Genomic DNA, 21,705 nt, shown 5'->3' with positions numbered 1-21,705 from the left:
GCCGTGCCCCGCTTCGAGGGGTTCGTTCCCGGCCGTTTCCCGCTCGACGCCATCGGCGCGGGCGGGTTCCGCTTCGCCGAGATGAGCCACAAGGGCTCGATCATCGCGACGCCGGCCGGCATCAGGATCTGGCCGGTGACACGGTTTGCCGAGGTGACGATCGAGAGCCTGCAACCGGTCCTCGACGAGGCCGGCACCATCGATTTCCTGCTGATCGGCACAGGCGCGGATATCGCCTTCATTCCGCCCGCTCTGCGTGATCCGCTGAAACAGGCCGGGATCGCCGTCGAAGGCATGGCGACCGGGGCGGCGGCGCGGACCTACAATGTTCTGGTGGGCGAGGACCGGCGCGTGGCTGCGGCTTTGATCGCGGTCGATTGACGAATGGCGATTCGGGAAACCGGGCATGCCGACGACGCGTAGCGGGGGCAGGGCGCTTGCCCTAGATTGAAGGCGGCCACATGACGACGGGCCGAGGCGGGACGATGCCGCAGACCGATACTGACGACCGCAGGGAGATCGCGCCGGCGCGCTTGCCGGAGGCTTATGCCCATTGCGCGGAGCTCGTCCGCGAACAGGATCAGGATCGCTATATCGCGGGTCTCTACGCGCCCGAGGACCGCCGGGCGGCGCTCTATGCGCTCTATGCCTTCAGCCTCGAGATCGCGCGGGTCCGGGCATTGGTGAGCGAGCCGCTGCCTGGCGAGGTCCGGCTGCAATGGTGGCGCGACGTGCTGGAGGGCCAGGCGGGCGGCGAGACGCAAGGACATCCGGTCGCTGCGGCGGTGCTCGATACGATCAAGCGCTACCGCCTGCCGGTTGCGCCGCTGACGGCGCTGATCGATGCGCGCATCTTCGATCTCTACGACGATCCGATGCCGTCGCTGCGCGACCTGGAAGGCTATGCCGGCGAGACGGCGAGCGCGGTCATTCGGCTCGCCTGCATCATCCTGGCGGGCGGGCGCGATCCCGGCGGTGCGGCTGCTTGCGGCCATGCCGGCGTCGCCTATGCGCTGACCGGGCTGATGCGCGCCTTTCCCTGGCATGCGGCGGAGGGGCAGGTCTATCTGCCGGCCGATATCCTCGCCCGCAACGGCGTGACGCGCGACGACATCGTGCGCGGGCGCGGCGGGCCGGGCGTGCTCTATACGCTGAAGGAACTGCGCGAGATCGCGCGCGGCCACCTGAAGAAGCTCACCAGCCTGAGTGAGTCGATTCCCTCCGGGCTGAAGCCGGCCTTCCTGCCGGTGGCGCTGGTCGAACCCTATCTCAAGCGGATGGAGATCGGCGGATACGATCCCTACCGCACCATCATCACGCTCCCGGCCTGGCGCCGGCAGTGGGTGCTGTGGCGGGCGTCGCGGTCACCCTGACCGCGACGCCATTCGCCCGTCAGGCGTGGACGGAGCGGCTGCGGATGATCAGGATCGCGGCGATCGAGAGCACGCAGCAGCCGATGATGTAGAACGCGACATAGGTCGGCCTCCCGCCGGCGGCGCCAACCAGCGCCTGCGCGATGAAGGGCGTCGGACCGGCGACGAGCACGCCGTTGAGCTCCCGCGACATGGCCAGCCCCGAGAAGCGGTAGCGCGTCGGGAACAGGTTCGTCAGGAAGGCGCCCTGTGCGCCCGAAGTCGAACCGAAGCCGAGGCCGTAGCCGAGCGCGATGCCGATGGTGCACCAGAGCAGGCTGCCGGTGTCGAACAGCCAGAACAGCGGGAAGGCGAAGACACCGATCACCAGCGAACCGAAGATATAGACCGCTGCCGCGCCGACCTTGTCGGCCAGCGCCCCCATGAAGCCGACGCCGACGATGCCGAAGAGCGAGCCGATGGTGACGGCGATCAGCGCGTCCGTCCGGCTCATGCCGACCGTGTTGATCATGTAGCTCAGCGAGAAGGCGCTGAGGATATAGGCGTTGGCGTTGTGGGCGGTCACCGACAGGAAGCCGAACAGCACCTCCTTCGGGCTCTCCCGGAAGAGCTGGCCGAGCGGGACCGATTGCTCGTGCTTGCGCTCCTCGGCGCGGGCCATCGCCTCGACATATTCCGGCGTCTCGTCGAGATGCTTGCGGATATAGAGCGCGACGAAGAACAGCACGCCGGAAAGCAGGAACGGCACGCGCCAGGCCCAGCCGAGCAGGGTCTGTTCCGGCAGATAGGAGATCGCCAGGAAGGACAGCGTCGCCAGCATGATGCCGACGAGCGTCGCGGCGTTGGGCAGGCCGGTATAGAAGGCGCGCTTCTCGGGCGGCGCGTATTCCGCCACCAGCACGATGGCGCCGGCGAGCTCGGCGCCCGCGCCGAAGCCCTGGATCAGGCGCATCAGGACCAGCAGGACCGGCGCCATGATGCCGATCGTCTCATAGGTCGGGAGCAGGCCCATCAGCACCGTGGCGAGGCCCATCAGCGTGATGGTCAGGATCAGCGCCGGCTTGCGGCCGAACTTGTCGCCGATATGCGAGATCACGATGCCGCCGACCGGCCGGGCGAAATAGCCGACGGCGAAGGTCGCGAAGGCGGCGAGCACGCCGGTCGTCGGCGAGAGGTTCGGGAAGAACAGCTTGTTGATGATCACGCCGGACGCCGCGCCATAGAGGGCGTAGTCGTACCATTCGATCACGGTGCCGACCGTCGCCGCGGTCACCGCCTTGCGGATATTCGCCTGGCTTGCGCCGCCGGCTGTTGCTGTCGTGGTTGCCATGATTCCTGGGGCCTCCGGATTCTTGTCGGAGACCTGTAATCGACAATCGCAGCTCGGCCCATGCGCAGGGAGCTTGGCTTCTATGCGATGGTCCTTCCGGCAACCGTTTCGTGCATGGCGCGATCAGCCCGCGCTGGCGGGAGTGGTGGCCCAGCGTTCCATCTCGGCCTTGGCACGGGCCGTCAGGGCCTGCTTGCGGGCGACGGTCTTGGCCGGGCCTTTCAGGCGCTTGCCATCGGGGCCGGTGGTCGCGACGCCTTCGATCGGCGGGAACAGGCCGAAATTGATGTTCATCGGCTGGAAGGAGCGCGGTCCCTCGTCGATGGTGACGATGTGGCCACCGGTGATGTGGTTGACCAGCGCGCCGAGTGCCGTCGTCGCGGGCGGCAGCGGCAACTCCTGGCCGAGACGCTCGGCGGCGGCCATGCGGCCGGCGAGCAGCCCGGTGGCGGCGCTCTCGACATAGCCTTCGCAACCGGTGATCTGGCCGGCGAAGCGCAGGCGCTGGTCGGCCTTGAGGCGCAGACGGCCATCGAGCAGATTCGGCGAGTTCAGATAGGTGTTGCGGTGGATGCCGCCCAGCCGAGCGAATTCGGCGTTCTGAAGACCGGGGATCATCCGGAAGATCGCGGCCTGCTCGCCATATTTCAGCTTGGTCTGGAAGCCGGTCATGTTGAACAGGGTGCCGAGCGCATTGTCCTGCCGGAGCTGGACCACGGCATAGGCCTTCACCGTCGGGTTGTGCTTGTTGGTCAGGCCGACCGGCTTCATCGGTCCCCAGCGCAAGGTCTCGCGGCCACGCTCGGCCATGACCTCGATCGGCAGGCAGCCGTCGAAATAGGGCGTGCCCTCCCATTCCTTGAATTCGGTCTTCTCGGCGGCGAGCAGCGCGTCGATGAAGGCCTCGTACTGGTCGCGATCGAGCGGGCAGTTGATGTAGTCGGCGCCGGTGCCGCCGGGGCCGGCCTTGTCGTAGCGCGACTGGAACCAGGCCTGATCCATGTCGACCGAATCGAAATGCACGATCGGAGCGATGGCGTCGAAGAAGGCGAGCGCGCCCTCACCGGTCAGCGATTGCAGGCCCTCGGCCAAGGCCGGCGAGGTCAATGGGCCGGTGGCGATGATGACGTTGTTCCAGGCCGCCGGGGGGAGGCCTGCGATCTCGCCGCGATCGATGGTGACGAGCGGGTGGGATTCAAGCGCAGCGGTGACGGCCTGCGAGAAGCCGTCGCGGTCGACCGCGAGTGCGCCGCCGGCCGGCACCTGATGGGCATCGCCCTTGGCCATGATCAGCGAGTTCAGCCGGCGCATCTCCCAATGGAGCTGGCCGACGGCATTGCTGGAGGAATCGTCGGAGCGGAAGGAGTTCGAACAGACGAGCTCGGCCAGCCTCTCGGTCTTGTGGGCGTCGGTGCCGCGGACGGGCCTCATCTCGTGGATGACGACGGGGACGCCGGCCTCGGCGATCTGCCAGGCGGCTTCGGAGCCGGCGAGACCGCCGCCGATGATGTGAACGGGTTCCATGGCTGGGATGTGTCCGCAGCCGGGGCGCAGGTCAAGGGACAGGCGGCCTGAAATGCAAAATGCCCGCCGTGAGGCGGGCATTCGCTCTTCGACCGAAGCTCGAGGGGAGGGGAAACACGAGCCTCAGGAGAAACTACACGGAACGCGCCGCGCCCTGTGCGCGGCGGTTCTCATTCAGAGCCTTCAGGCCGCGGCGTGCGAACGCGCGATGAAGGAGATCTCCGAGCGCGACAGGCCGAGATCGTCGAGCTCGCGGTCGGTCAGGCGGGAGAGCTCGCGAACGGTCTCGCGATAGCGGAGGTAGGCGCGAATTTTGGCGGCGATCATGGTGACGAACATGGTGGTCTTCCTTGCGAGTATTCCGGACCGGGGCGGTGCCCACAGCGATAATTTCGTTGTGCACTGCATATAAACCGGTCAGCCTGCTTCCAACAGGGGCACTGCATCAGCTCCGATATGCTTCGTGCGCATGACGAGTTAAGGTTCCGGTCATTTTTCCGGGATCGTTCTGCGCTGAACGTAACGCTTGCGGCGAAATTGCGGAGATCGGCAGCCCAATAATTGCTCACCCGATCAGTTCGCTGTGAATGCGCCTGACGATTGTCTATAAAATAGGCATGTTGCAACTGCTAAATGGCGAGCCGATGCGTCAGGGCACTTTTGCGTTGCAGCAGAGATCGATTCGGCGGTGTTTTCGGGCGATCGAAGGAGGGGCGGGTTCGCCATGAAGCAGCCGGAATCCGGCAGCGTTTGCCGGGCAGATCTTGCCGAATTCCCTGGAGAGTACGGCCACGAATCGTGCGCCCTCGACGTAAGCGACTGATTCTCGGGCGGTTTCGTGAAGCGGTCGCGGCGGCCTGAAGCTTGCCTGCCGGTTTGCTCAAAGGAGCAAGCCATGTCGAACCCGATCACGAACCGGCCGATCAGCCTGCCATTCACGAATCCGGTGAAGCCGGCCGGGCAGAACGATAGCAGCGCGGATAACAGCAACAGCGCCCCGGTCACGGCGCCGTCCTCGGCCGAGGACGAATTCCTGAAGATCGCGCGGATGTCGCCGGAGGAGCGGGTTCAGGCCGCGATCCTCGCCAAGCTCGGCATGAGCGAGGACGAGTTCAACAAGCTCGACGCGCAGGCCAAGGCCGACGTCATGACCAAGATCCGCGACGAGATGCTGAAGCAGATGGAAGCCAAGGGCGAGAACGCGAACAAAACCGGCGCGCTCGCCGATATTCGGGTCTGAGACAAGTTTCGAACCACCTTTGTCATTCCGGGGCTTCGCATAGCGAAGAACCCGGAACCCACGACCGGGCGAGCCGCCGGCAAACCAGTTTCGGATGTCTTACCCAGTTGTGGGTTCCGGGTTCGCGCCTGCGGCGCGCCCCAGAATGACAAGCGTATGCTGCCGGCCGTCGTCAGTTCGCCTTCCCCGCGTCGAAGCGCAGCAGCCGCAGCGCATTGGCGGTGACGATCACGGTCGCGCCGGTATCGGCGAGGATCGCGACCCAGAGGCCGGTATAGCCGAGCACGCTGGTCACGAGGAACACCGCCTTCAGCCCGAGCGCGATCGCGATGTTGGTGCGGATATTGCCCATCGCCGCCCGCGCCAGCCGGATCATGGCTGCGATATCGCGCACGCGGCTCTTCAGCACCGCGCCGTCCGCCGTCTCCAATGCGACATCGGTGCCGGAGCCCATGGCAATGCCGATGCTGGCGGCGGCCAGCGCAGGCGCATCGTTGATGCCGTCGCCGACCATCATCACGGCGGTCTCGCCGGAGAAGGCCTTGATCGCCGCGACCTTGTCGTCGGGCATCAGCTCGGCCTTGTGCTCCATGCCGAGGCCGGCGGCGATGGCGGCGCCGGTGCGGGCATTGTCGCCGGTCAGCATGGTCGAGCGGATGCCCATGGCTTTCAGCTCGGCGATGGCCGCGGCCGCATCCTCACGCGGTTCGTCGCGCAGCGCGATGAAGCCTGCTAGCGCGCCGTCGACGATGACGGCGGCCACGGTCTTGCCGGCGGCTTCCAGCTCCTCGGCCATGATCCGCGCATGCTTGTCGAAGGGCGCGCGGCTCTCGGCGTGACGCGGGGCGCCGACGAAGACGGCGCGGCCATCGACCTTGCCGGTGACGCCCTGGCCGGCGAGCGCCGCAGCCTCGGCCGCCGGCTTATAGGCGATGCTTTCGCTGCGGGCGCGCTCCAGCACGGCCTCGGCCAGCGGATGCGACGAGCCGTGCTCGACTGCGGCGGCGAAGGTCAGGACTTCAGCCTCGCTGCCGGAGAGCGTCACGATATCGGTGACGCGCGGCCGCCCCTGAGTCAGCGTGCCCGTCTTGTCGAAGGCGACGAGACCGGTTTTGGCGGCGGTCTCGATGACGACGCCACCCTTCATCAGCAGGCCCTGGCGGGCGCCAGCCGACAACGCGGCGGCGATCGCGGCCGGCACCGAGATGACGAGCGCGCAAGGGCAGCCGATCAGCAGCAGCGCCAGCGCCCGGTAGATCCAGACCGACCATTCGGCGCCGAACAGGAGCGGGGGCACCAGTGCGACCAGCACGGCGAGGCCTACGATCGCGGGCATATACCAGCGCGAGAAGCGGTCGATGAAGCGCTCGGTCGGGGCGCGGGCCTCCTGCGCCTCCTCGACCAGGCGGATGATGCGGGCGATGGTGTTGTCTTCGGCCGCCTTGTCGACGCGCACGCGCAGCGCCGCCTCGCGATTGACCGAGCCGGCATAGACGGGCTCGCCGACGCCCTTGGTCTTCGGCACGGATTCGCCGGTGACCGGGCTCTCGTCGATGCCGGAGGTGCCGTCGGTGATCTCGCCATCGGCCGGGATGCGGTCGCCGGGGCGCACCAGCACGGTCTGGCCGATGCGAAGGCTTGCGGCATCGACCTGCCGGGTCGCGCCGTTCTCCTCGACGATGGCGGTCTTGGGGACGAGGTCGCCGAGCGCGCGGATCGAGGCGCGGGCACGGTCCGCCGCGACGCCTTCCAGCACCTCGCCGACCGCGAAGAGGAAAACGACCAGCGCCGCCTCCTCGGCCGCGCCGATAAAGAGCGCACCGATGGCGGCGATGGTCATCAGCATCTCGATGGTGAAAGGGATGCCGGCGCGGGCCGCTGCGAAGGCGCGCTTCGCCACCGGCGCGACGCCGACGACGCAGGCCAGGATGAAGGCCCAGTGGCCGATGCCCGGCCAGATCAGGCCGGCAGCATAGGCAGCGCCGAGAAACAGGCCGGTGGCAATGACGAGCCGGCCCTTGCCGGTCTGGTACCAGCTTGCGCCATCCGGCGTGGCCTCGTGGACATGGCCGGGCAGGCCGTGGCCGTGATCCTTTGCTATGGGCGTTGATCCGGCGGTCTTCGGGGCGTGGTCATGGCCCGAATGATCGTGGTCGTGCTTGTGATCGTGCCCATGCGCATGGCCCGAGCAGCAGGCGTCGCCGTGCTCATGCTTGCCGTGATCGTGGGCATGATCGTGGCCGCCATGGTCATGGCCGCAGCCGCAGTTATCCTGCTTGGCGGCCGGGGCCTTGGGGGCCGGAGTTGCCAGCACAGCGGTGGTGTAGCCGAGGCCGTTGACGCGCTTCTCGATCGCTTCCGGTGTGGTGGCGCCGGCATCGAGCGCGAGCGTCAGCGTCTCCGACATCACCGAGAGCCTGACGTCGCTGACGCCGGGCAGGCGTTCCACCGCGCCGCGAATCTTGGCCGCGCAGCTCGCGCAATCCATGCCGCCGACCTTCCATGACAAGGTCTGGGCTGTGGTTTCAGGGCGGGCGGCCATGACGTGTCTCCGTCTCTCTTTCGCTACGGGACACTTCTCTACAAGCTGTAGCCACTTCAGGTTCAAGAGGGAAAATGCAGATTATGCGTTTGCCCGTTTCCCACCGATCCACGCCGTCATCCCGGGCATGACCCGGGATCCATTCCGGAGCGCGTCCGAAGAAGGTTCAGGCATGGATCCCGGATCTCCGCTTCGCTTCGTCCGGGATGACCCGCATCGGGGGTGAAAGCCGAGGAGGCCTCAATCCAGCGGATAAACCGGCCGGCGCAGGCGCTTATAGGGCAGGCCGGTGATCCGGCTGGTGCAGGGGCCGGGCGTCGTCACGGTGAAGCTGCCCCTGGCGATCTTGTCGTAGGCGCGCCGATGCGCCACCGCTGCCTTGACGCCGATGGCCTTCAGCGCTTCCGGCTCGATGCCCTGCGAGCGGAGCTGGCCGAGGTCGAAGGGCGGGGTCTTGCGGCTGCTGAGCAGCACGGTAACACCCTCGACCTGCACGACCACGCAGGGCCCCATGCTGAAATGCGAGCCCTGCGCGGCAGCGAGGTGGCTGTTGAGGTCTTCCAGCGCGAATTCGCCGTCGCTGGCGCTGACGAAGCTGGCCTCGATCTCGAGCGGGCCTTCGGCGATGGCGCTGCCCTTGCCGCCGATCGAGAGCTTGCGGGTCTCGCCGGGCCTGGCGCCCGCCATGGCAGCGACGGCGGCGGGATCGGCGATGGCGACGGCGCAATTCCCGACGCCATGGCGCAGGAAGGCGCGCAGCACCGAGGTCGCGTCGCCCGGCGCGCCGCCGCCGATATTGTCGGCCGGCTCGACCACGATGTAGGGCCCGCCTTCCGAGTGCAGGATTTCCGCGACGGCTTCGTCGAGATTCCATTCCTCCGGCAGGCCGGATTCGCGAAGTTCGATTGCTGTCGCGGTGAGGCGCTCCAGCGCTTCGCGGGCGGGAGCCTCCGGGCCGGTGAAGGCGATAGCGAAGGCGACGCCAGCCTCGGGCACATCGGAGAAGGAATAGCCACCGACGACGCTGGCGACCCAGATCGCCGGATTCGCCTGCTCGATTCCACGCGCCAGCGCTTCGAGGTCGCGCATCGGGCGGTCGGCAGTGCCGGTGCCGGTCGGCGGCCAGATCACGGGTGCGTTGCAGGAGAGCATGCGCGGCAGCTCCCCGCTCTTCAGCGCCCGCGCGAGCAGCCTGGCGGAGCGGACGGCGGATTCGCGGGCATCGGTATGCGGGTTCTCGCGATAGGCGACGAGGGCGTTGGCGTTCTCGGCCATGGCCGCGGTGAAGTTGGCGTGCAGATCGAAGACGGCGAAGACCGGCAGGGTTTCGCAGCCGGGCACCGAGCGGATATGGGCCAGCAGCGCGCCTTCCGGGTCGAGGCAGGCGGTCGTGACCATCGCGCCGTGCAGCGCAAGCCAGATGCCGTCGAGGCCGCCATCGGCGAGGGCCGCTCTCAGCCCGGCATCGAATTCCGCGAGGAAGCGCTCGAAGACCGCATGAGCGACCGTGCCGGCCGGCAAGGCGCCGTAGTCGATCGTCGGCAGGACCTCCCAGCCCTCGGTTTCCGCCACCTCAAGGAAGCCGTCGATGGTCGAGCCGTCGCCGCGGCGGGCCAGCAATTCCGCGCCCTTGCGGATGGTGAAATCGGCGAGCGTCGTCTCTTCGTCGACGAAGCTGTGGGTCTCGTGGAAGAGCGATCCCAGCAGGATGCGGCGGCGGGACATGGTCGGTTGAATCTCCCAGACTTGCGAGGCCCGCGCATCTCGGCCGCCGATCTGTTCCAGATCAAGCCTGCATTGTTCCATTGCAAGGAACGCGGATGCTTTGACAGTCCGCATCCCGTCCCGGTTTCATGGGCGCGACGGTAGTTCGAAGGGGCGGCTGCCGCGGCAGACCGAGAGAGCATGCGGATGCGCGTCTTCACTGCGTCGCTGGCGACGGAAACCAATACGTTCGCGCCGCTCTTCGTCGATCGCAGCGCCTTCGAGGGCGCCTTCTATTGTCCGCCCGGCACGCACCCGGATACGCCGACGCTGTGCTCGGCACCGACCGTCGCAGCACGCCGCCGCGCCGCGAGCGAGGGCTACGAGCTGGTCGAGGGCACGGCGACCTGGGCCGAGCCGGCTGGTCTCGTCTCGCAGGAGGGCTATGAGAGCCTGCGCGACGAAATCCTCGATCAGCTCAAGGCGGCGCTGCCGGTCGATATCGTGCTGCTCGGCCTGCACGGCTCGATGGTGGCGCGTGGCTATGACGATTGCGAGGGCGACCTGATCGCGCGGGTGAGGGCGCTGGCCGGACCAGATTGTGTCATCGGAGCCGAACTCGACATGCATTGCCATCTGACCGCCGAGATGGTCGCGCGCGCCGACATCATCGTCGCTTTCAAGGAGTTTCCGCATACCGATTTCCTGGCACGGGCCGAGGATCTGCTGGAGCTCTGCCTGAAGACGGCGCGCAAGCAGGTGAAGCCGGTCAGCGCCGTGTTCGATTGCCGCGGGCTCGCAGCCTTCATGACCAGCCGGGAGCCCGGCCGCAGCTTCGTCGACCGGCTCCTGGCGATGGAGGGCAAGGACGGCATCCTCTCGATCTCGGTCGCGCATGGCTTCCAGGCGGCCGATGTCGCCGATGTCGGGACGAAGGTGCTGGTGATCGCCGATGGCGACGAGGCGAAGGCTGCCACACTGGCGAAGCAGCTCGGCCTCGAAATCCTGCGCTGGGGGCAGGGCGCCTCTCCGAAGCATTACAAGCCTGAGGAAGGCATCGCGGCCGCGCTGGCTCTGTCCGAGCCCGGCAAGCCGGTGGTGCTGGCCGATCGCTGGGACAATCCGGGCGGCGGCGTCGCGGGCGATTCCTCGGTGATGGTCGAGGCGCTGCTGCGGCATCCGGAAATTCCAGCGGCGATCGGGGCGCTGTGGGATCCGGTGGCGGTGAGCCTGTGCCGGGCAGCCGGTGTCGGCGTCGAGATTCCCTTGCGCTTCATCGGCAAGGCTGCGCCGTCCTCGGGCCGGCCGATCGATGCGGTGGTGACGGTCACCGGTACGACCGGGGACCTGCTGATCCCGTTCGAACAAAGCTGGGTCTCGCTCGGCCCGGCCGCCGCGATCCGGATTGGTCAGCTCGATATCGTTCTGGCCTCGACGCGGGCGCAGACCTTCAGCCCGCCGGTCTTCACCAATCTGGGCATTGATCTCAGCGCCAAGAAAGTCGTGGTGGTGAAATCCTCGAACCATTTCCACGCCGCCTTCGCGCCGATCGCGGCACAGGTGCTTTATCTCGACAGCGGAGGACCTTATCCGCCGGATGCGAGCAAGATCCCCTATACCAAGGTGAAGCGCCCCTTCTCTCCGCTGGATCCGAACCCATGGCTGTGACTGCTTCCGCCCCGCTTCCGCGCCTGTCGCTCTGCGAGATCGAGGACGTACGTCTCGACGTGCTTGCGAAGGGCTTGCCGCCGAATGCATCACTTCGGCTTGGTGATGTCGGCAAGCAGGGCTGGAACGTGCTCGCCGGCCACATGCCGATGCCGCTCGCGGTGATCCGCGAGAGCGTATTGAAGGCCAACAGCGCCTGGATGAGCGCCTTCAGCGCTGCGAACGACCTGCTGATCGCGCCGCATGGCAAGACGACGATGGCGCCGCAGCTCTTCGACCTGCAGATCGCCGATGGCGCCTGGGCGATCACCGTCGCGACGATGCAGCAACTCGCGGTCGCCCGGCATTTCGGCGTGAAGCGCGTGATCCTCGCCAACCAGCCCGTGGGGCGGCAGGAGGTCGCAGCCTGCTTCGACGCGCTGCGCGAGCCTGGCTTCGAACTCTATTGCCTCGCCGACAGCGTCGCCGGCGTCGGTTTGCTGGCGGAGGCGGCGAAGGGGCATGCGGGCGCCAATCCGCTGCGAATCTTCGTCGAAATCGGTTTCATGGGAGGGCGCACCGGTGCGCGCACCCGCGAGGAGGCGCTTGTCGTGGCGCGGGCCGTCGCGGGCGCGCCGGGTTTGCGGCTTTCCGGCTTCGAGTGCTTCGAGGGCCTGCACAGCGACAGTGCCGGCGCGGACAAGCTGCTCGACGAGGTGATCGGCGTCGCGGCGGTGGCGAATGCCGAGGGTCTGCTCGGCCCCGAGCCGCTGGTCCTGAGCGCTGGCGGAACCGCGCTGTTCGACCGTGTCGGCGAGAAATTCAATGCCGCGAGCCTCGGGCGCCCGCTCCTCAAGGTGCTGCGCTCCGGCTGCTATCTGACGCATGACGATCTCGGCTATTCGGCCTCTTTCCGCCGGATCATGCTGGAGACCAGCCTGAAGCTGCCGCCCGGCGGGCTCGAACCCGCTCTCGAGGTCTGGGCCTATGTCCAGTCGCGGCCCGAGCGCGGCCGCAGCCTGCTCACGCTCGGCAAGCGCGACGTCACCTATGATTCCGCCTTGCCGGTGCCGCTGCGCTGGTATCGCCCGGGGAGCGCGATGACGCGGCCGGAGCCGATGCCGGCCGGGCACAACGTGCTGGCGCTGAACGACCAGCACTGCCATCTCGGCACGCCGGAGGAAAGCCCGCTTCAGGTCGGCGACATGGTGGCCTTCGGTATCGCCCATCCCTGCCTGACCTTCGACAAATGGGCTGTGCTGATGCTGGTCGACGACGACTGGAACGTCACCGGCGCAATCCGGACCTTCTTCTGACGCGCTTCCGAATCTGTTCCTTCTGATGAAACCTGCAATCCTTGACGTGAATTCAGGCGGTTCCTAGCCTGCATCTCACAGAGGGAAGGCTCGCCATCCGCGACGCGGACGAGACGGGCCGGGCAGCGATGACGGGATCAACGGCGCAGGCTGGCCCCTGTCTCGCGCAGAAGCGGCCGGTTCGGCCGGCAAGCAGGATACTGGGAGGATCGTTCGTGACGACACCGTCATTTCTGATGACCGACGAGTCCGATCTCGCCATGCAGGGCTTGCGGCGGCGCAGCCTGCTGCAACTGCTGACGGCCGGCGGCGCGGCGTTGGCGGCGCCTGGCCTGTGGAGCAGCCTGGCGCTGGCTCAGGGCCTGACACCGGTTGCCGGCGGCACGCTGACGATCGGCGCCGATGCAGACCCGATCGGGCTCGATCCGGTCACGGTCAACGCCTTCTCGTCCTATGATTTCACCAGCCTGCTCTACACCGGCCTGCTGCGCTGGAACGCTGAGATGAAGGTCGAGCCGGATCTGGCGACGGGCTATGAGCAGCCCGATCCGAAGACCTATGTCTTCAAGCTCAGGCAGGGCGTGAAATTCCATAACGGCAAGGATTTCTCGGCTGCCGACGTGAAGCATACCTTCGACCGGATCATGAACCCGGCCACCGGCAGCCGGCTCAGGGCACTCTATTCCAGCGTCGAGTCGGTGACGGTGGTCGATCCGTTCACGGTGAAGTTCCAGCTCAATGCGACCGACGCAGCCTTCCTCAGCAATCTCGCCAGCAACCCGAACGGCGCGATCGTGCCGGCCGGCGTCGAGAACCTCGTCACGCAGCCGGTCGGCACCGGGCCTTTCGCCTTCGAGGCCTATCAGCCGAACCAGCAATTCTCGCTGACGCGCTTCGACGGCTATTACGAGAAGGGTGAGCCCTATCTCGCGAAGGTGGTCTTCAAGTTCTACAAGGACCAGGCGACGCTGACCTCGGCCTTGCGCTCGCGCGCCATCGACATGACCTGGGTGAAGGACCCCAAGGTGGCGACCGCGATCTCGCGTGCCTCGAAGAACTTCGTTTCGGCGCCGGGCCAGACCTCGCGGACCTTCCCGATCTGGCTGAACATGAAGGCCAAGCCCCTCAACGATGTGAAGGTGCGGCGCGCGCTCAGCCTCGCGACCGACCGGAAGGCCTGCCTCGACACCGTGCTCGGCGGCTCCGGCAAGGTCGGCGCGATGATCCCCGAAAGCCAGGTCGGCGGCTATGACGGCACGGGCGAGCTGCCCTATTACAAGCACGATCCGGCCGCGGCGAAGGCGCTGCTGGCCGAGGCCGGCTATCCGAACGGCCTCGATCTCGGCGACTATATCGTCGTCGCGGCCAACCCGCTCGACGTCGCCTGTGCGCAGATCCTGCAACAGCAATGGCAGGCGGCCGGCATCACCGTGAAGCTGGTGCCGATGGAGACCGCGCCGCTGCTGGCCAAATGGGCGAGTGGCGACTGGCCGACGCTGCTCTCGGTCGCGCTGTCCTGGACGCCTGATCCGGACGGCATTTTCCAGTACATCACCTCGACCAGCGGCTACGGCAAGGCGATGGGTTCGAACGATGCCGAACTCGACAAGATGATCGCCGAGGCACGGGCCGAGCTCGATGTTCCCAAGCGTGCGGCCAAGAACCAGGCGATCCAGAAGCGTATTGCCGAGAACGCCTATGTCATTCAGGTCTACCAGTATCCGCTGCGTTGGGAGATCTGGTGGAACTACGTGCAGGGCTATGTGCCGCTCGCCGCGAATATCCGCTCCTTCGTGCGTACGACATGGCTGAAGAAATAAAAGTTCGTCCGGATAAACGAGCCCTCATCCTGAGGAGCCGCGAAGCGGTGTCTCGAAGGATGCTCCAGTTGGTTCCGGAGTTTTCTGGAACATCCTTCGAGACGCCATGCCAGACGGCATGGCACCTCAGGATGAGGGCTCGCGGAGTTCTCGGGCGACTTTTCCGATCGGCCTGCCGCCTCCCGGCGGAGGGCTGCCGATGACGCGCTTCGTCCTCGGGCGCCTCGCCTGGATGGCCGCGATCCTGCTCGGCGTCTCCTTCGTCGCCTTCATGCTGATGCGGGCGATTCCCGGTGATTTCGCCATTGCGGCGGCCGGTTCGCAGAGCGTGGCGCCGGAGGTGCTGGCGACGATCCGGCGCGACCTCGGCCTCGACCAGCCGCTGATGGCTCAATACCTGAGCTGGCTCGGCCATGCGCTGACCGGCGATTTCGGCAAATCCTTCGTCACCCGGCAGCCGGTGCTCGGCGAATTGCTCAGCCGGCTCGCCGTCACCATCCAGCTCACGCTGCTCGCCGCTGTCATCGCCGCCGTGATGGGCGTTGCTTCCGGACTTGCCGCCGCGCGTTTGCGTGGCGCGACCGACTGGCTGGTCCGGCTCTGGAACGGGCTGATGCTGGCGGTGCCGAACTATGTCGTGGCGACGCTGATCGTGCTGCTGTTCGGGCTCTATTTCCCGGAGATCACGGTGCTCGGCTACACGCCCTTCCTCGAAAGCCCGCTCGGCAATCTCGCCAGCCTGCTGCTGCCGGCCATCGCGCTGGCGCTCGCGGTCTCTGTGACCATTGCCGAGAACACGCGCGCCGCCGTGCTCGAGGTCGCCAACCAGGATTTCGTCATGGTCGCCCGCGCCAAGGGCCTGACCCCGGCCGCGATCCTGCGCGACTACCTGATGCGCAATGCGCTGACGCCGGTGATCACCGCTGCGGGCCTCAAAATCGCGGCGCTGCTCGGCGGCAGCATTCTGGTCGAGACCATCTTCGCCATTCCCGGCATGGGCCAGTACCTGTTCGATTCCATCAACAGCCGCGACTATCCGGTGATCCAGGCGATCGTGCTGGTCGCCGCCGGCATCGTCGTGCTGGTCAACACGATGATCGACATCGCCTATGCCCGCGTCGACGCACGGGTGCAGATGTGAGCAGCGCGATGCAGGACAGCGCGCCGGTTGTGGCGGCGCGCAAGGGGGCGGGGATCACGCAGGGCTGGCTCCTGCTCGGCGTCGGCCTCGCCATGCTGGCAGCGATGCTGGTGCTGACGATCTTCGCGCCGCTGGTCGCGCCCTACGACCCCTCGGTGACCTCGCCGGCTTCGCTGGCGCCGGCCAGCGCCGCCCATTGGCTCGGCACGGATTCGATCGGGCGCGACGTGCTGAGCCGGCTGATCGTCGGCGGCCGCACGACGCTGCTCATCACGGTCTCGGCCGTGCTGATCGCGCTGGCGACGGGGCTGATCCTCGGGCTCGCGGCCGGCTACATGGGCGGGCGCACCGACGAGATCATCATGCGCCTGCTCGATGTCGTCTTCGCCTTCCCGGTGCTGCTGCTGGCGATCGCGGTGGTGGCGGCGCTGGGGCCGAGCGTGCCGAACCTGATCCTGACCATCGCCATCGTCTATACGCCGGCGATGGCGCGGGTGGTCAGGGCGCCGGTGCTCAGCGTCAAGCAATGGGACCATGTCGAGGCTGCCCGCAGCGTCGGCATGAGCGAAATGCGCCTCGTGCTGCGCCATATCCTGCCGATCGTGGTCTCGCCGATCCTCGTCGCGACGAGCCTGACGCTGTCGCAGACGATCTTCACGGTGACGGCGCTCTCCTTCCTCGGCCTCGGCCCGCCGCCGCCCGATCCGAACTGGGGCGGCATGCTCTCGGAAGCCCGCCAGTTCATGGAGCTTGCGCCCTTGACGGTGGTCGGCCCGGCGCTGGCGATCGTCTTCGCGACGCTGACCTTCATCATCATCGCCAATGGCTTGCGCGAGGTTCTCGACGTGGGGAGCGTGCGATGACCGGCTCGCTGCTCAGGGTGAGCGACCTGACCGCGACGGTTACGACCCGCCGCGAGGTGATCCAGGCGGTGCGCGGCATCTCCTTCGATATCAACGCCGACGAGGCGGTCGGCTTCGTCGGCGAATCCGGCTGCGGCAAGAGCGTCACCGCCAAGGCGCTGATGCGGCTCGCGCCCGAGGGCGCTTCGATCGGGCTCGGCGGTTCCGTCGCCTTCTGGGGGCAGGAGCTGCTCGGGCTCGGTGAGGACGAGATGCGCGACCTGCGCGGCCGGCGCATTGCCATGGTCTTCCAGGACCCGATGACCTCGCTCAACCCGGTGATGAGCATCGGCGCGCAGATGGGCGACATGCTGCGCCGCCATCTCGGCCTGTCCGCCAAGGCGGCGCGCGAGCGCAGCGTCGAACTGCTCGACCTCGTCGGGATTCCTGATCCGGCGCGGCGCGTCGACGATTTCCCGCATCAGTTTTCGGGCGGCCAGCGGCAGCGCGTGATGATCGCCATCGCGATCTCCTGCGAGCCGGACCTGCTGATCGCCGACGAGCCGACGACGGCGCTCGACGTCACCGTGCAGGCGCAGATCCTGCGCCTGCTGCTGCGGCTCCGGGAGGAACGCGGCATGGCGCTGATGCTGATCACCCATGATTTCGGCGTGGTCGCCGGCATGGTCGACCGGGTGAACGTGATGTATCGCGGCGAGATCGTCGAGGCCGGGCCGGTCGATGCCGTTTTCGCCGAGCCGCAGCACGCCTATACGCGGGCGCTGCTCGATGCGGTGCCGCGTCTGCACGGAGCGGGGGCGCTGCGATGACGGAGCCGCTGCTTCAGGTCCGCGATCTCTCGGTGCTGTTTCCGGCGCGGCGCGGCGCCGCGCCGGTCAAGGCTGTCGAGCGCCTCTCTTTCGACATCGCGCCCGGCCAGACGCTCGGGCTCGTTGGCCAGTCCGGCTCCGGCAAGACCACGGCCGGGCGCGCCATCCTCCAGCTCCAGAAGGCGAGCGAGGGCTCGGTCAGGCTGCTCGGGCAGGAATTGACGACGATGCGCTCTGGCGATTTGCGCCGGATGCGCCGGCACATGCAGTTCGTGTTGCAGAACCCCTATTCCAGCCTGCATCCGCGCATGACGATCGGGCAGATCCTGAGCGAGCCCTTGCAGGTCCATGGCACGGTGCCGGCGAACCGCATCCGCGAGCGCGTCGAAGAACTGCTGGAGCTGGTCAGTCTCGATCCGTTGGTGATGCAGCGCTATCCGCACGAATTCTCCGGCGGGCAGCGCCAGCGCGTCGTCATCGCCCGCGCCTTGGCGGTCAATCCCGATTTCGTCGTCTGCGACGAGCCGGTCTCGGCGCTCGACGTGCGGACCCAGGCGCAGATCGTCGTCTTGCTGCAATCCTTGCAGGAGAAGCTCGGCCTGTCCTATCTCTTCATCGCCCATGACCTTGCGATCGTCCGGGAGATGGCGCATCGCGTCGCCGTGATGTTCCGTGGCCGCATCGTCGAGATGGGCAGCGCGGCGCAGGTCTATGACAGCCCGGCCCATCCCTACACGCAGCTCCTGCTCGATGCGGTGCCGGTGCCCGATCCCGTGCTCCAGCGCGAACGGCTCAGGCGCCCGCCGCCGGACCTGCGCTTCCTCGACGGCGATGGCGGCGCTTGCGTCCATGGCGTCGATCATACGCGGGACGGGACGCGCGAATGGCACGAGGTCGCGCCGGGGCACGGCGTCTCCTGCCGCTACTGGCCGAAGGGAGCTCGACGGGAGGCGGCGTGAGCGTCCGCTTGAAATGCGAGCTCTTAATCTTATCGCGCGGTCATCCCGGACGGAGCGAAGCGAAGATCCGGGATCCATTCCTGAGCATTTCCGATGAAGGTTCCGGAATGGATCCCGGGTCTCCCTTCGGTCGCCCGGGATGACATGGCTTCTTTCGGGGAAGGTCGAGTATGTTCCTTCAGATGGAACACTCAATCCTTGACGCGAAATATCTGGCGCAACTACGCTTTTGACGATGAGGCCGGGCTGAAAACGTGGCCTGGAACGATGCCCTGAAGACCGAGAAACCGCTTCGCCCGGCATCGGCCGGATCAGCGGAGCCGCAATCCGGGAGGATGCCCGTGCGTCTGGCGCTGATCCACATCGTTCAGGAGACGAACGATTTCAATCCGTTGCTGACGACGCTTGCGGATTTCGAGGCATTTGGCCTTGTCGAGGGCGAGGAGATCGCCCGGCAGTTCGGCGAGATCGGCCAGATCGGCGGGCATTACGCGGCGGTGAAGGAGAGCGGGCTCGACATCGAGACGATCCCGATCATCCGCGCCTGGGCCGTGGCGGGCGGGCGCATCTCGCGCGAGGCCTTCGATTTCTTCCAGGCGAAGATCCGGGCGGGGCTGGAGACAGTTGGACCGATCGACGGGCTCGTCCTGCATCTGCACGGCGCCTGCGCGGCCGAGGGCATCGACGATGTCGAGGGCGAGCAGGCCGAGCTTTGCCGCAGGATTCTCGGGCCGGACGTGCCGATCCTGCTCGGGCTCGATCACCACGCCAATGTCACCCACAAGATCATGGCCAATTGCACGGCGATCGTCGGCCATCGCACCCAGCCGCATGACGTGTTCGACACCGGCAAGGTCGGCACCGAGGTGCTGCTGCGCATCCTCACGGAGAAGTCCCGACCGGTCATGGCCTGGCGCAAGATTCCACTGCTCTCGCATCAGGAGCAGTTCCTGACCTCGAAGGGGCCGATGAAAATCTGGTTCGACCGGGCCCGTGCCATCGAGGCCGACCGGCGCGTCCTGCAGGCCTCGAACTATCCGATGCAGCCCTGGCTCGATGTCGCCGAAGGCGGCTGGTCGACGATCGTGGTCACCGATGGCGACCGGGCTCTCGCGGAGAAGCTGGCGGACGAACTGGCCGATCTCGCCTGGTCGATGCGCGACGATTTCCAGGTGCGCGAGGCGGTTTCCATCGACGATGCCGTGCGCAAGGCCGATGCGGCCGAGCGCGGCATGATCGTCGTCAGCGATACCGGCGACACGGTCTTCGGCGGGGCGGCCGGCGACAGCAACCTGCTGCTGGAATCGATGCTGCGGCTCGGCATTCGAAGCAAGGCGCTGATCCCGCTGATCTCGCCCAAGGCCGTCGCGACGCTGACGGCGGCGGGCGAGGGCGCCGAGGTGACCCTGCCGCTCGGTGGCGATGCCGCCACCGCGTTCTTCAAGCCGCTGACGGTGACCGGGCGGGTGCGCAAGCTCGGTGGCGGGTCGATCCCGCTCAAGTTCAACCATCAGCCGGAGGTCGACATGGGCCGGGTCGCGGTCTTCGATGTCGGGCCGGTGACGCTCTTGATCTCGGAACTGCGCGGCGTCGCTGGCAATGTGCCCGATGTCTACGAGGCCTTCGGCATCGACCTCTCCGACTATAAGATGGCCGTGCTCAAGACGGCCTCGAACTTCCAGTATTTCGACCGCATCACCTCCGGGCTCGTCCGCGCCGACACGCGCGGGCCGGGGCAATCGGACGTGTTCACCCTGCCGTGGCAGCGGATTCCGCGCCCGGTCTATCCGTTGGAGACAATAAGCGACTGGCGGGCGCATTCGTCCCAGCCGGGAGCGGGGACGCGCTGAGACGAAACCAGACACAACAAAAGGGGAAAGCGATGACAAAGCTGTCGCGACGTCAATTCGGCATGGCCGGCCTTGCGCTGGCGGGCGTGTCCCTGGCGGGGGCCTTGCCGGCCTTAGCCCAGCAGCTCAAGGGCGGGAAGCTGCGTGTGGCCGTGCTGAGCGAGCTGGCGAATTACGATCCGCAGCAGCTCTCGACGGTGAATTTCCACGTCATCAAGAACCTCTATGACAGCCTGATCGAGTACACCCCGGAGGGGAAGCCGGAGCCGAGCCTGGCGACGGAATGGACGATCGCGCCGGACAAGAAGTCCGTCACGCTGAAGCTGCGCAGCGGCGTGACCTTCCATAGCGGCACGCCGTTCAAGGCGGATTCCGTGCTGGCGACCTTGCAGAAGGGCGCCGACCCCAAGCGCGGCAAGAACGTCTTCGCGACCATGTCGATCGTGAAGGACTGGTCGGCGCCAGACGATGCCACGGTGATGATCAACTTCAAGGCGCCGGTGCCCGAGCGCCAGATCCTCGACCTGCTGCAATTCCTACTGCCGATCGACCCCAAGGGCATCGACACGGTCGAGACCGTGCCCGCCGGCACTGGCCCCTACACGCTGGTCAACCGGGCGGTGGGACAGAGCCTGACGCTCAAGGCCAACCCGAAATACTGGCGCGAGAAGCAGCCGATCGTTCAGGACCTCGTCTTCACGGTGTTCAGCGAGGACGCTTCCGCCAGCGCGGCGCTGGAATCGGGCGCGGTCGACATCGTCTATAACGGCTCCTCGCGCAGCGCGGTCAGGCTCAAGAATGCCGGTTTCCAGGTCTTCGCCGGGCCGGGGCCATTGGTGCAGGTCTTCCGCATCAACTCGACGCGCGGACCCTTCCGCAACAAGGCGTTCCGGCAGGCCTTCAACCACCTGATGGACCGCGCGAGCATCCTGCGCGTCGGCTATGCCGGCCTGGGCAAGGTCGTGGCGCTGCCCTGGGCGCCGGCGAGCCCGGCCTATGACGAGAGCTACAATGCGACCTATGCCTATGACCTGGAGAAGGCGAAGAAGCTGATCGCCGCTTCCGGCCTCTCCGCCGACGAGATCAAGAACTGGAAGCTCCTGGTCAACGGCAGTGACGAGTCCTCGGTCGCGATCAGCCAGATCGTGCAGGGCTCGCTGCAGAAGATCGGCATCCCGGTCGAACTCGACATGCGGCAGGGCGCGGAATACGTCACTGCGCTGCTCGGCGGCGATTTCGCGGCGACCTTCGGCGCGGTCGGGAACGTCCAGAAATTCCCGTCGCGCGTTGCCACCAACTCGATCTACCGGACCTCGGGAAACCCGGTCCTGAAGGACCCGCATCCGCACCCCGACTATGTTGCGGCGATCGCCAGGGTCGATGCCGCCTCGGGTGGCGCGGCGGAGGTCAAGGCGGCCTATGACAATCTCAACAAGGTCATGGTGGACGAGGCTTTCGGCATCCCCACCAACTCCTACGATGTCGGCCTGATCGTCGCCTCCGACAAGATCGGCGGCATCACGCTCGACATCGACAATCTCTTCGTCGCGCGCACCATCGGGTTCAAGTGATGCGGCATGACGCGGC

17 protein-coding genes are annotated in these 21,705 nt (G+C 66.9%); 12 read left to right on the top strand and 5 right to left on the bottom strand.

The features are described 5' to 3' along the window. Nucleotides 1-3 precede the first annotated feature (3 nt). Together ACWIEX_RS12375 and ACWIEX_RS12370 are read left to right on the top strand one after the other, a co-directional pair. Nucleotides 4-381 (top strand): Mth938-like domain-containing protein, encoded by a 378-nt coding sequence (locus tag ACWIEX_RS12375; RefSeq protein ID WP_454033288.1) that lies wholly within the window; start codon nt 4-6, stop codon nt 379-381. An 80-nt stretch (nt 382-461) separates the two neighbouring features. Next, nucleotides 462-1,373 (top strand): phytoene/squalene synthase family protein, encoded by a 912-nt coding sequence (locus ACWIEX_RS12370; protein WP_454033287.1) that lies wholly within the window; start codon nt 462-464, stop codon nt 1,371-1,373. A gap of 19 nt (nt 1,374-1,392) precedes the next feature. On the opposite strand, the gene ACWIEX_RS12365 is transcribed toward ACWIEX_RS12370, so the two are convergent. The 3 genes from ACWIEX_RS12365 to ACWIEX_RS12355 form a co-directional block, all read right to left on the bottom strand. Continuing rightward, a complete protein-coding gene (locus ACWIEX_RS12365; RefSeq protein ID WP_454033286.1) occupies nt 1,393-2,703 on the bottom strand; it encodes an MFS transporter in 1,311 nt (436 codons plus the stop codon). Nucleotides 2,704-2,826: 123 nt separating this feature from the next. Further along, on the bottom strand, nt 2,827-4,227 hold the full coding sequence (gene trmFO / locus ACWIEX_RS12360) for a methylenetetrahydrofolate--tRNA-(uracil(54)-C(5))-methyltransferase (FADH(2)-oxidizing) TrmFO (protein ID WP_454033285.1): 1,401 nt from the start codon (nt 4,225-4,227) through the stop codon (nt 2,827-2,829). A gap of 183 nt (nt 4,228-4,410) precedes the next feature. Then, nucleotides 4,411-4,566 (bottom strand): DUF1127 domain-containing protein, encoded by a 156-nt coding sequence (locus tag ACWIEX_RS12355; RefSeq protein WP_082009515.1) that lies wholly within the window; start codon nt 4,564-4,566, stop codon nt 4,411-4,413. A 556-nt stretch (nt 4,567-5,122) separates the two neighbouring features. Here ACWIEX_RS12355 and ACWIEX_RS12350 point away from each other — a divergent pair. Beyond that, the gene (locus ACWIEX_RS12350; protein ID WP_454033284.1) at nt 5,123-5,467 is read left to right on the top strand and encodes a hypothetical protein; all 345 of its coding nucleotides are present in this window, start codon (nt 5,123-5,125) and stop codon (nt 5,465-5,467) included. A gap of 172 nt (nt 5,468-5,639) precedes the next feature. Here ACWIEX_RS12350 and ACWIEX_RS12345 read toward each other — a convergent pair whose 3' ends face one another. Continuing rightward, complete coding sequence (locus tag ACWIEX_RS12345; RefSeq protein ID WP_454033283.1) at nt 5,640-8,009, bottom strand: heavy metal translocating P-type ATPase; 2,370 nt, start codon at nt 8,007-8,009, stop codon at nt 5,640-5,642. A 240-nt stretch (nt 8,010-8,249) separates the two neighbouring features. After that, nucleotides 8,250-9,734: a M81 family metallopeptidase gene (locus ACWIEX_RS12340; RefSeq protein WP_454033282.1), complete on the bottom strand. Its 1,485-nt coding sequence runs from the start codon at nt 9,732-9,734 to the stop codon at nt 8,250-8,252. A gap of 186 nt (nt 9,735-9,920) precedes the next feature. Here ACWIEX_RS12340 and ACWIEX_RS12335 point away from each other — a divergent pair, with 186 nt between their 5' ends. The 9 genes from ACWIEX_RS12335 to ACWIEX_RS12295 all read left to right on the top strand — a co-directional run bounded on the left by ACWIEX_RS12335 (nt 9,921) and on the right by ACWIEX_RS12295 (nt 21,689). After that, nucleotides 9,921-11,381 carry a M81 family metallopeptidase gene (locus tag ACWIEX_RS12335; RefSeq protein ID WP_454033281.1) on the top strand — a complete coding sequence of 487 codons (1,461 nt, stop codon included), beginning with the start codon at nt 9,921-9,923 and terminating at the stop codon, nt 11,379-11,381. Beyond that, nucleotides 11,372-12,676, top strand: a complete 1,305-nt coding sequence (locus tag ACWIEX_RS12330; RefSeq protein ID WP_454033280.1) for a type III PLP-dependent enzyme domain-containing protein — start codon at nt 11,372-11,374, stop codon at nt 12,674-12,676. Before ACWIEX_RS12335 ends, ACWIEX_RS12330 begins: the two co-directional genes overlap by 10 nt. Before the next feature lie 215 nt (nt 12,677-12,891). Beyond that, nucleotides 12,892-14,496 carry an ABC transporter substrate-binding protein gene (locus ACWIEX_RS12325; RefSeq protein WP_454033279.1) on the top strand — a complete coding sequence of 535 codons (1,605 nt, stop codon included), beginning with the start codon at nt 12,892-12,894 and terminating at the stop codon, nt 14,494-14,496. Between the two features lie 199 nt (nt 14,497-14,695). Next, nucleotides 14,696-15,637, top strand: coding sequence for an ABC transporter permease (locus tag ACWIEX_RS12320; protein ID WP_454033278.1), 942 nt, complete (start codon nt 14,696-14,698; stop codon nt 15,635-15,637). 8 nt (nt 15,638-15,645) lie between these two features. Continuing rightward, entirely contained in the window at nt 15,646-16,500 is an 855-nt protein-coding gene (locus ACWIEX_RS12315; protein WP_454033277.1) for an ABC transporter permease, read from the top strand. Then, the gene (locus ACWIEX_RS12310; protein WP_454033276.1) at nt 16,497-17,309 is read left to right on the top strand and encodes an ABC transporter ATP-binding protein; all 813 of its coding nucleotides are present in this window, start codon (nt 16,497-16,499) and stop codon (nt 17,307-17,309) included. The genes ACWIEX_RS12315 and ACWIEX_RS12310 overlap by 4 nt, the downstream gene beginning before the upstream one ends. Continuing rightward, the gene (locus ACWIEX_RS12305; protein WP_454033275.1) at nt 17,306-18,268 is read left to right on the top strand and encodes an ABC transporter ATP-binding protein; all 963 of its coding nucleotides are present in this window, start codon (nt 17,306-17,308) and stop codon (nt 18,266-18,268) included. The genes ACWIEX_RS12310 and ACWIEX_RS12305 overlap by 4 nt, the downstream gene beginning before the upstream one ends. A 335-nt stretch (nt 18,269-18,603) precedes the next feature. After that, on the top strand, nt 18,604-20,118 hold the full coding sequence (locus ACWIEX_RS12300) for a M81 family metallopeptidase (protein WP_454033274.1): 1,515 nt from the start codon (nt 18,604-18,606) through the stop codon (nt 20,116-20,118). 32 nt (nt 20,119-20,150) lie between these two features. Beyond that, a complete protein-coding gene (locus ACWIEX_RS12295) occupies nt 20,151-21,689 on the top strand; it encodes an ABC transporter substrate-binding protein (protein WP_454033273.1) in 1,539 nt (512 codons plus the stop codon). Nucleotides 21,690-21,705 lie beyond the last annotated feature (16 nt).

Source organism: Allobosea sp. NPDC055353, from assembly GCF_053644975.1.
The sequence above is the reverse complement of the archived record's forward strand: the minus strand, read 5'-3'. Positions and strand labels throughout refer to the sequence as shown.

Excerpts from the sequence above, each read along its gene's own strand:
- ACWIEX_RS12370 (WP_454033287.1), top strand. The coding sequence starts at position 462 with ATGACGACGGGCCGAGGCGGGACGATGCCGCAGACCGATACTGACGAC.
- ACWIEX_RS12365 (WP_454033286.1), bottom strand. The coding sequence starts at position 2,703 with ATGGCAACCACGACAGCAACAGCCGGCGGCGCAAGCCAGGCGAATATC.
- trmFO (WP_454033285.1), bottom strand. The coding sequence starts at position 4,227 with ATGGAACCCGTTCACATCATCGGCGGCGGTCTCGCCGGCTCCGAAGCC.
- ACWIEX_RS12355 (WP_082009515.1), bottom strand. The coding sequence starts at position 4,566 with ATGTTCGTCACCATGATCGCCGCCAAAATTCGCGCCTACCTCCGCTAT.
- ACWIEX_RS12350 (WP_454033284.1), top strand. The coding sequence starts at position 5,123 with ATGTCGAACCCGATCACGAACCGGCCGATCAGCCTGCCATTCACGAAT.
- ACWIEX_RS12345 (WP_454033283.1), bottom strand. The coding sequence starts at position 8,009 with ATGGCCGCCCGCCCTGAAACCACAGCCCAGACCTTGTCATGGAAGGTC.
- ACWIEX_RS12340 (WP_454033282.1), bottom strand. The coding sequence starts at position 9,734 with ATGTCCCGCCGCCGCATCCTGCTGGGATCGCTCTTCCACGAGACCCAC.
- ACWIEX_RS12335 (WP_454033281.1), top strand. The coding sequence starts at position 9,921 with ATGCGCGTCTTCACTGCGTCGCTGGCGACGGAAACCAATACGTTCGCG.
- ACWIEX_RS12330 (WP_454033280.1), top strand. The coding sequence starts at position 11,372 with ATGGCTGTGACTGCTTCCGCCCCGCTTCCGCGCCTGTCGCTCTGCGAG.
- ACWIEX_RS12320 (WP_454033278.1), top strand. The coding sequence starts at position 14,696 with ATGACGCGCTTCGTCCTCGGGCGCCTCGCCTGGATGGCCGCGATCCTG.
- ACWIEX_RS12315 (WP_454033277.1), top strand. The coding sequence starts at position 15,646 with ATGCAGGACAGCGCGCCGGTTGTGGCGGCGCGCAAGGGGGCGGGGATC.
- ACWIEX_RS12310 (WP_454033276.1), top strand. The coding sequence starts at position 16,497 with ATGACCGGCTCGCTGCTCAGGGTGAGCGACCTGACCGCGACGGTTACG.
- ACWIEX_RS12305 (WP_454033275.1), top strand. The coding sequence starts at position 17,306 with ATGACGGAGCCGCTGCTTCAGGTCCGCGATCTCTCGGTGCTGTTTCCG.
- ACWIEX_RS12300 (WP_454033274.1), top strand. The coding sequence starts at position 18,604 with ATGCCCGTGCGTCTGGCGCTGATCCACATCGTTCAGGAGACGAACGAT.
- ACWIEX_RS12295 (WP_454033273.1), top strand. The coding sequence starts at position 20,151 with ATGACAAAGCTGTCGCGACGTCAATTCGGCATGGCCGGCCTTGCGCTG.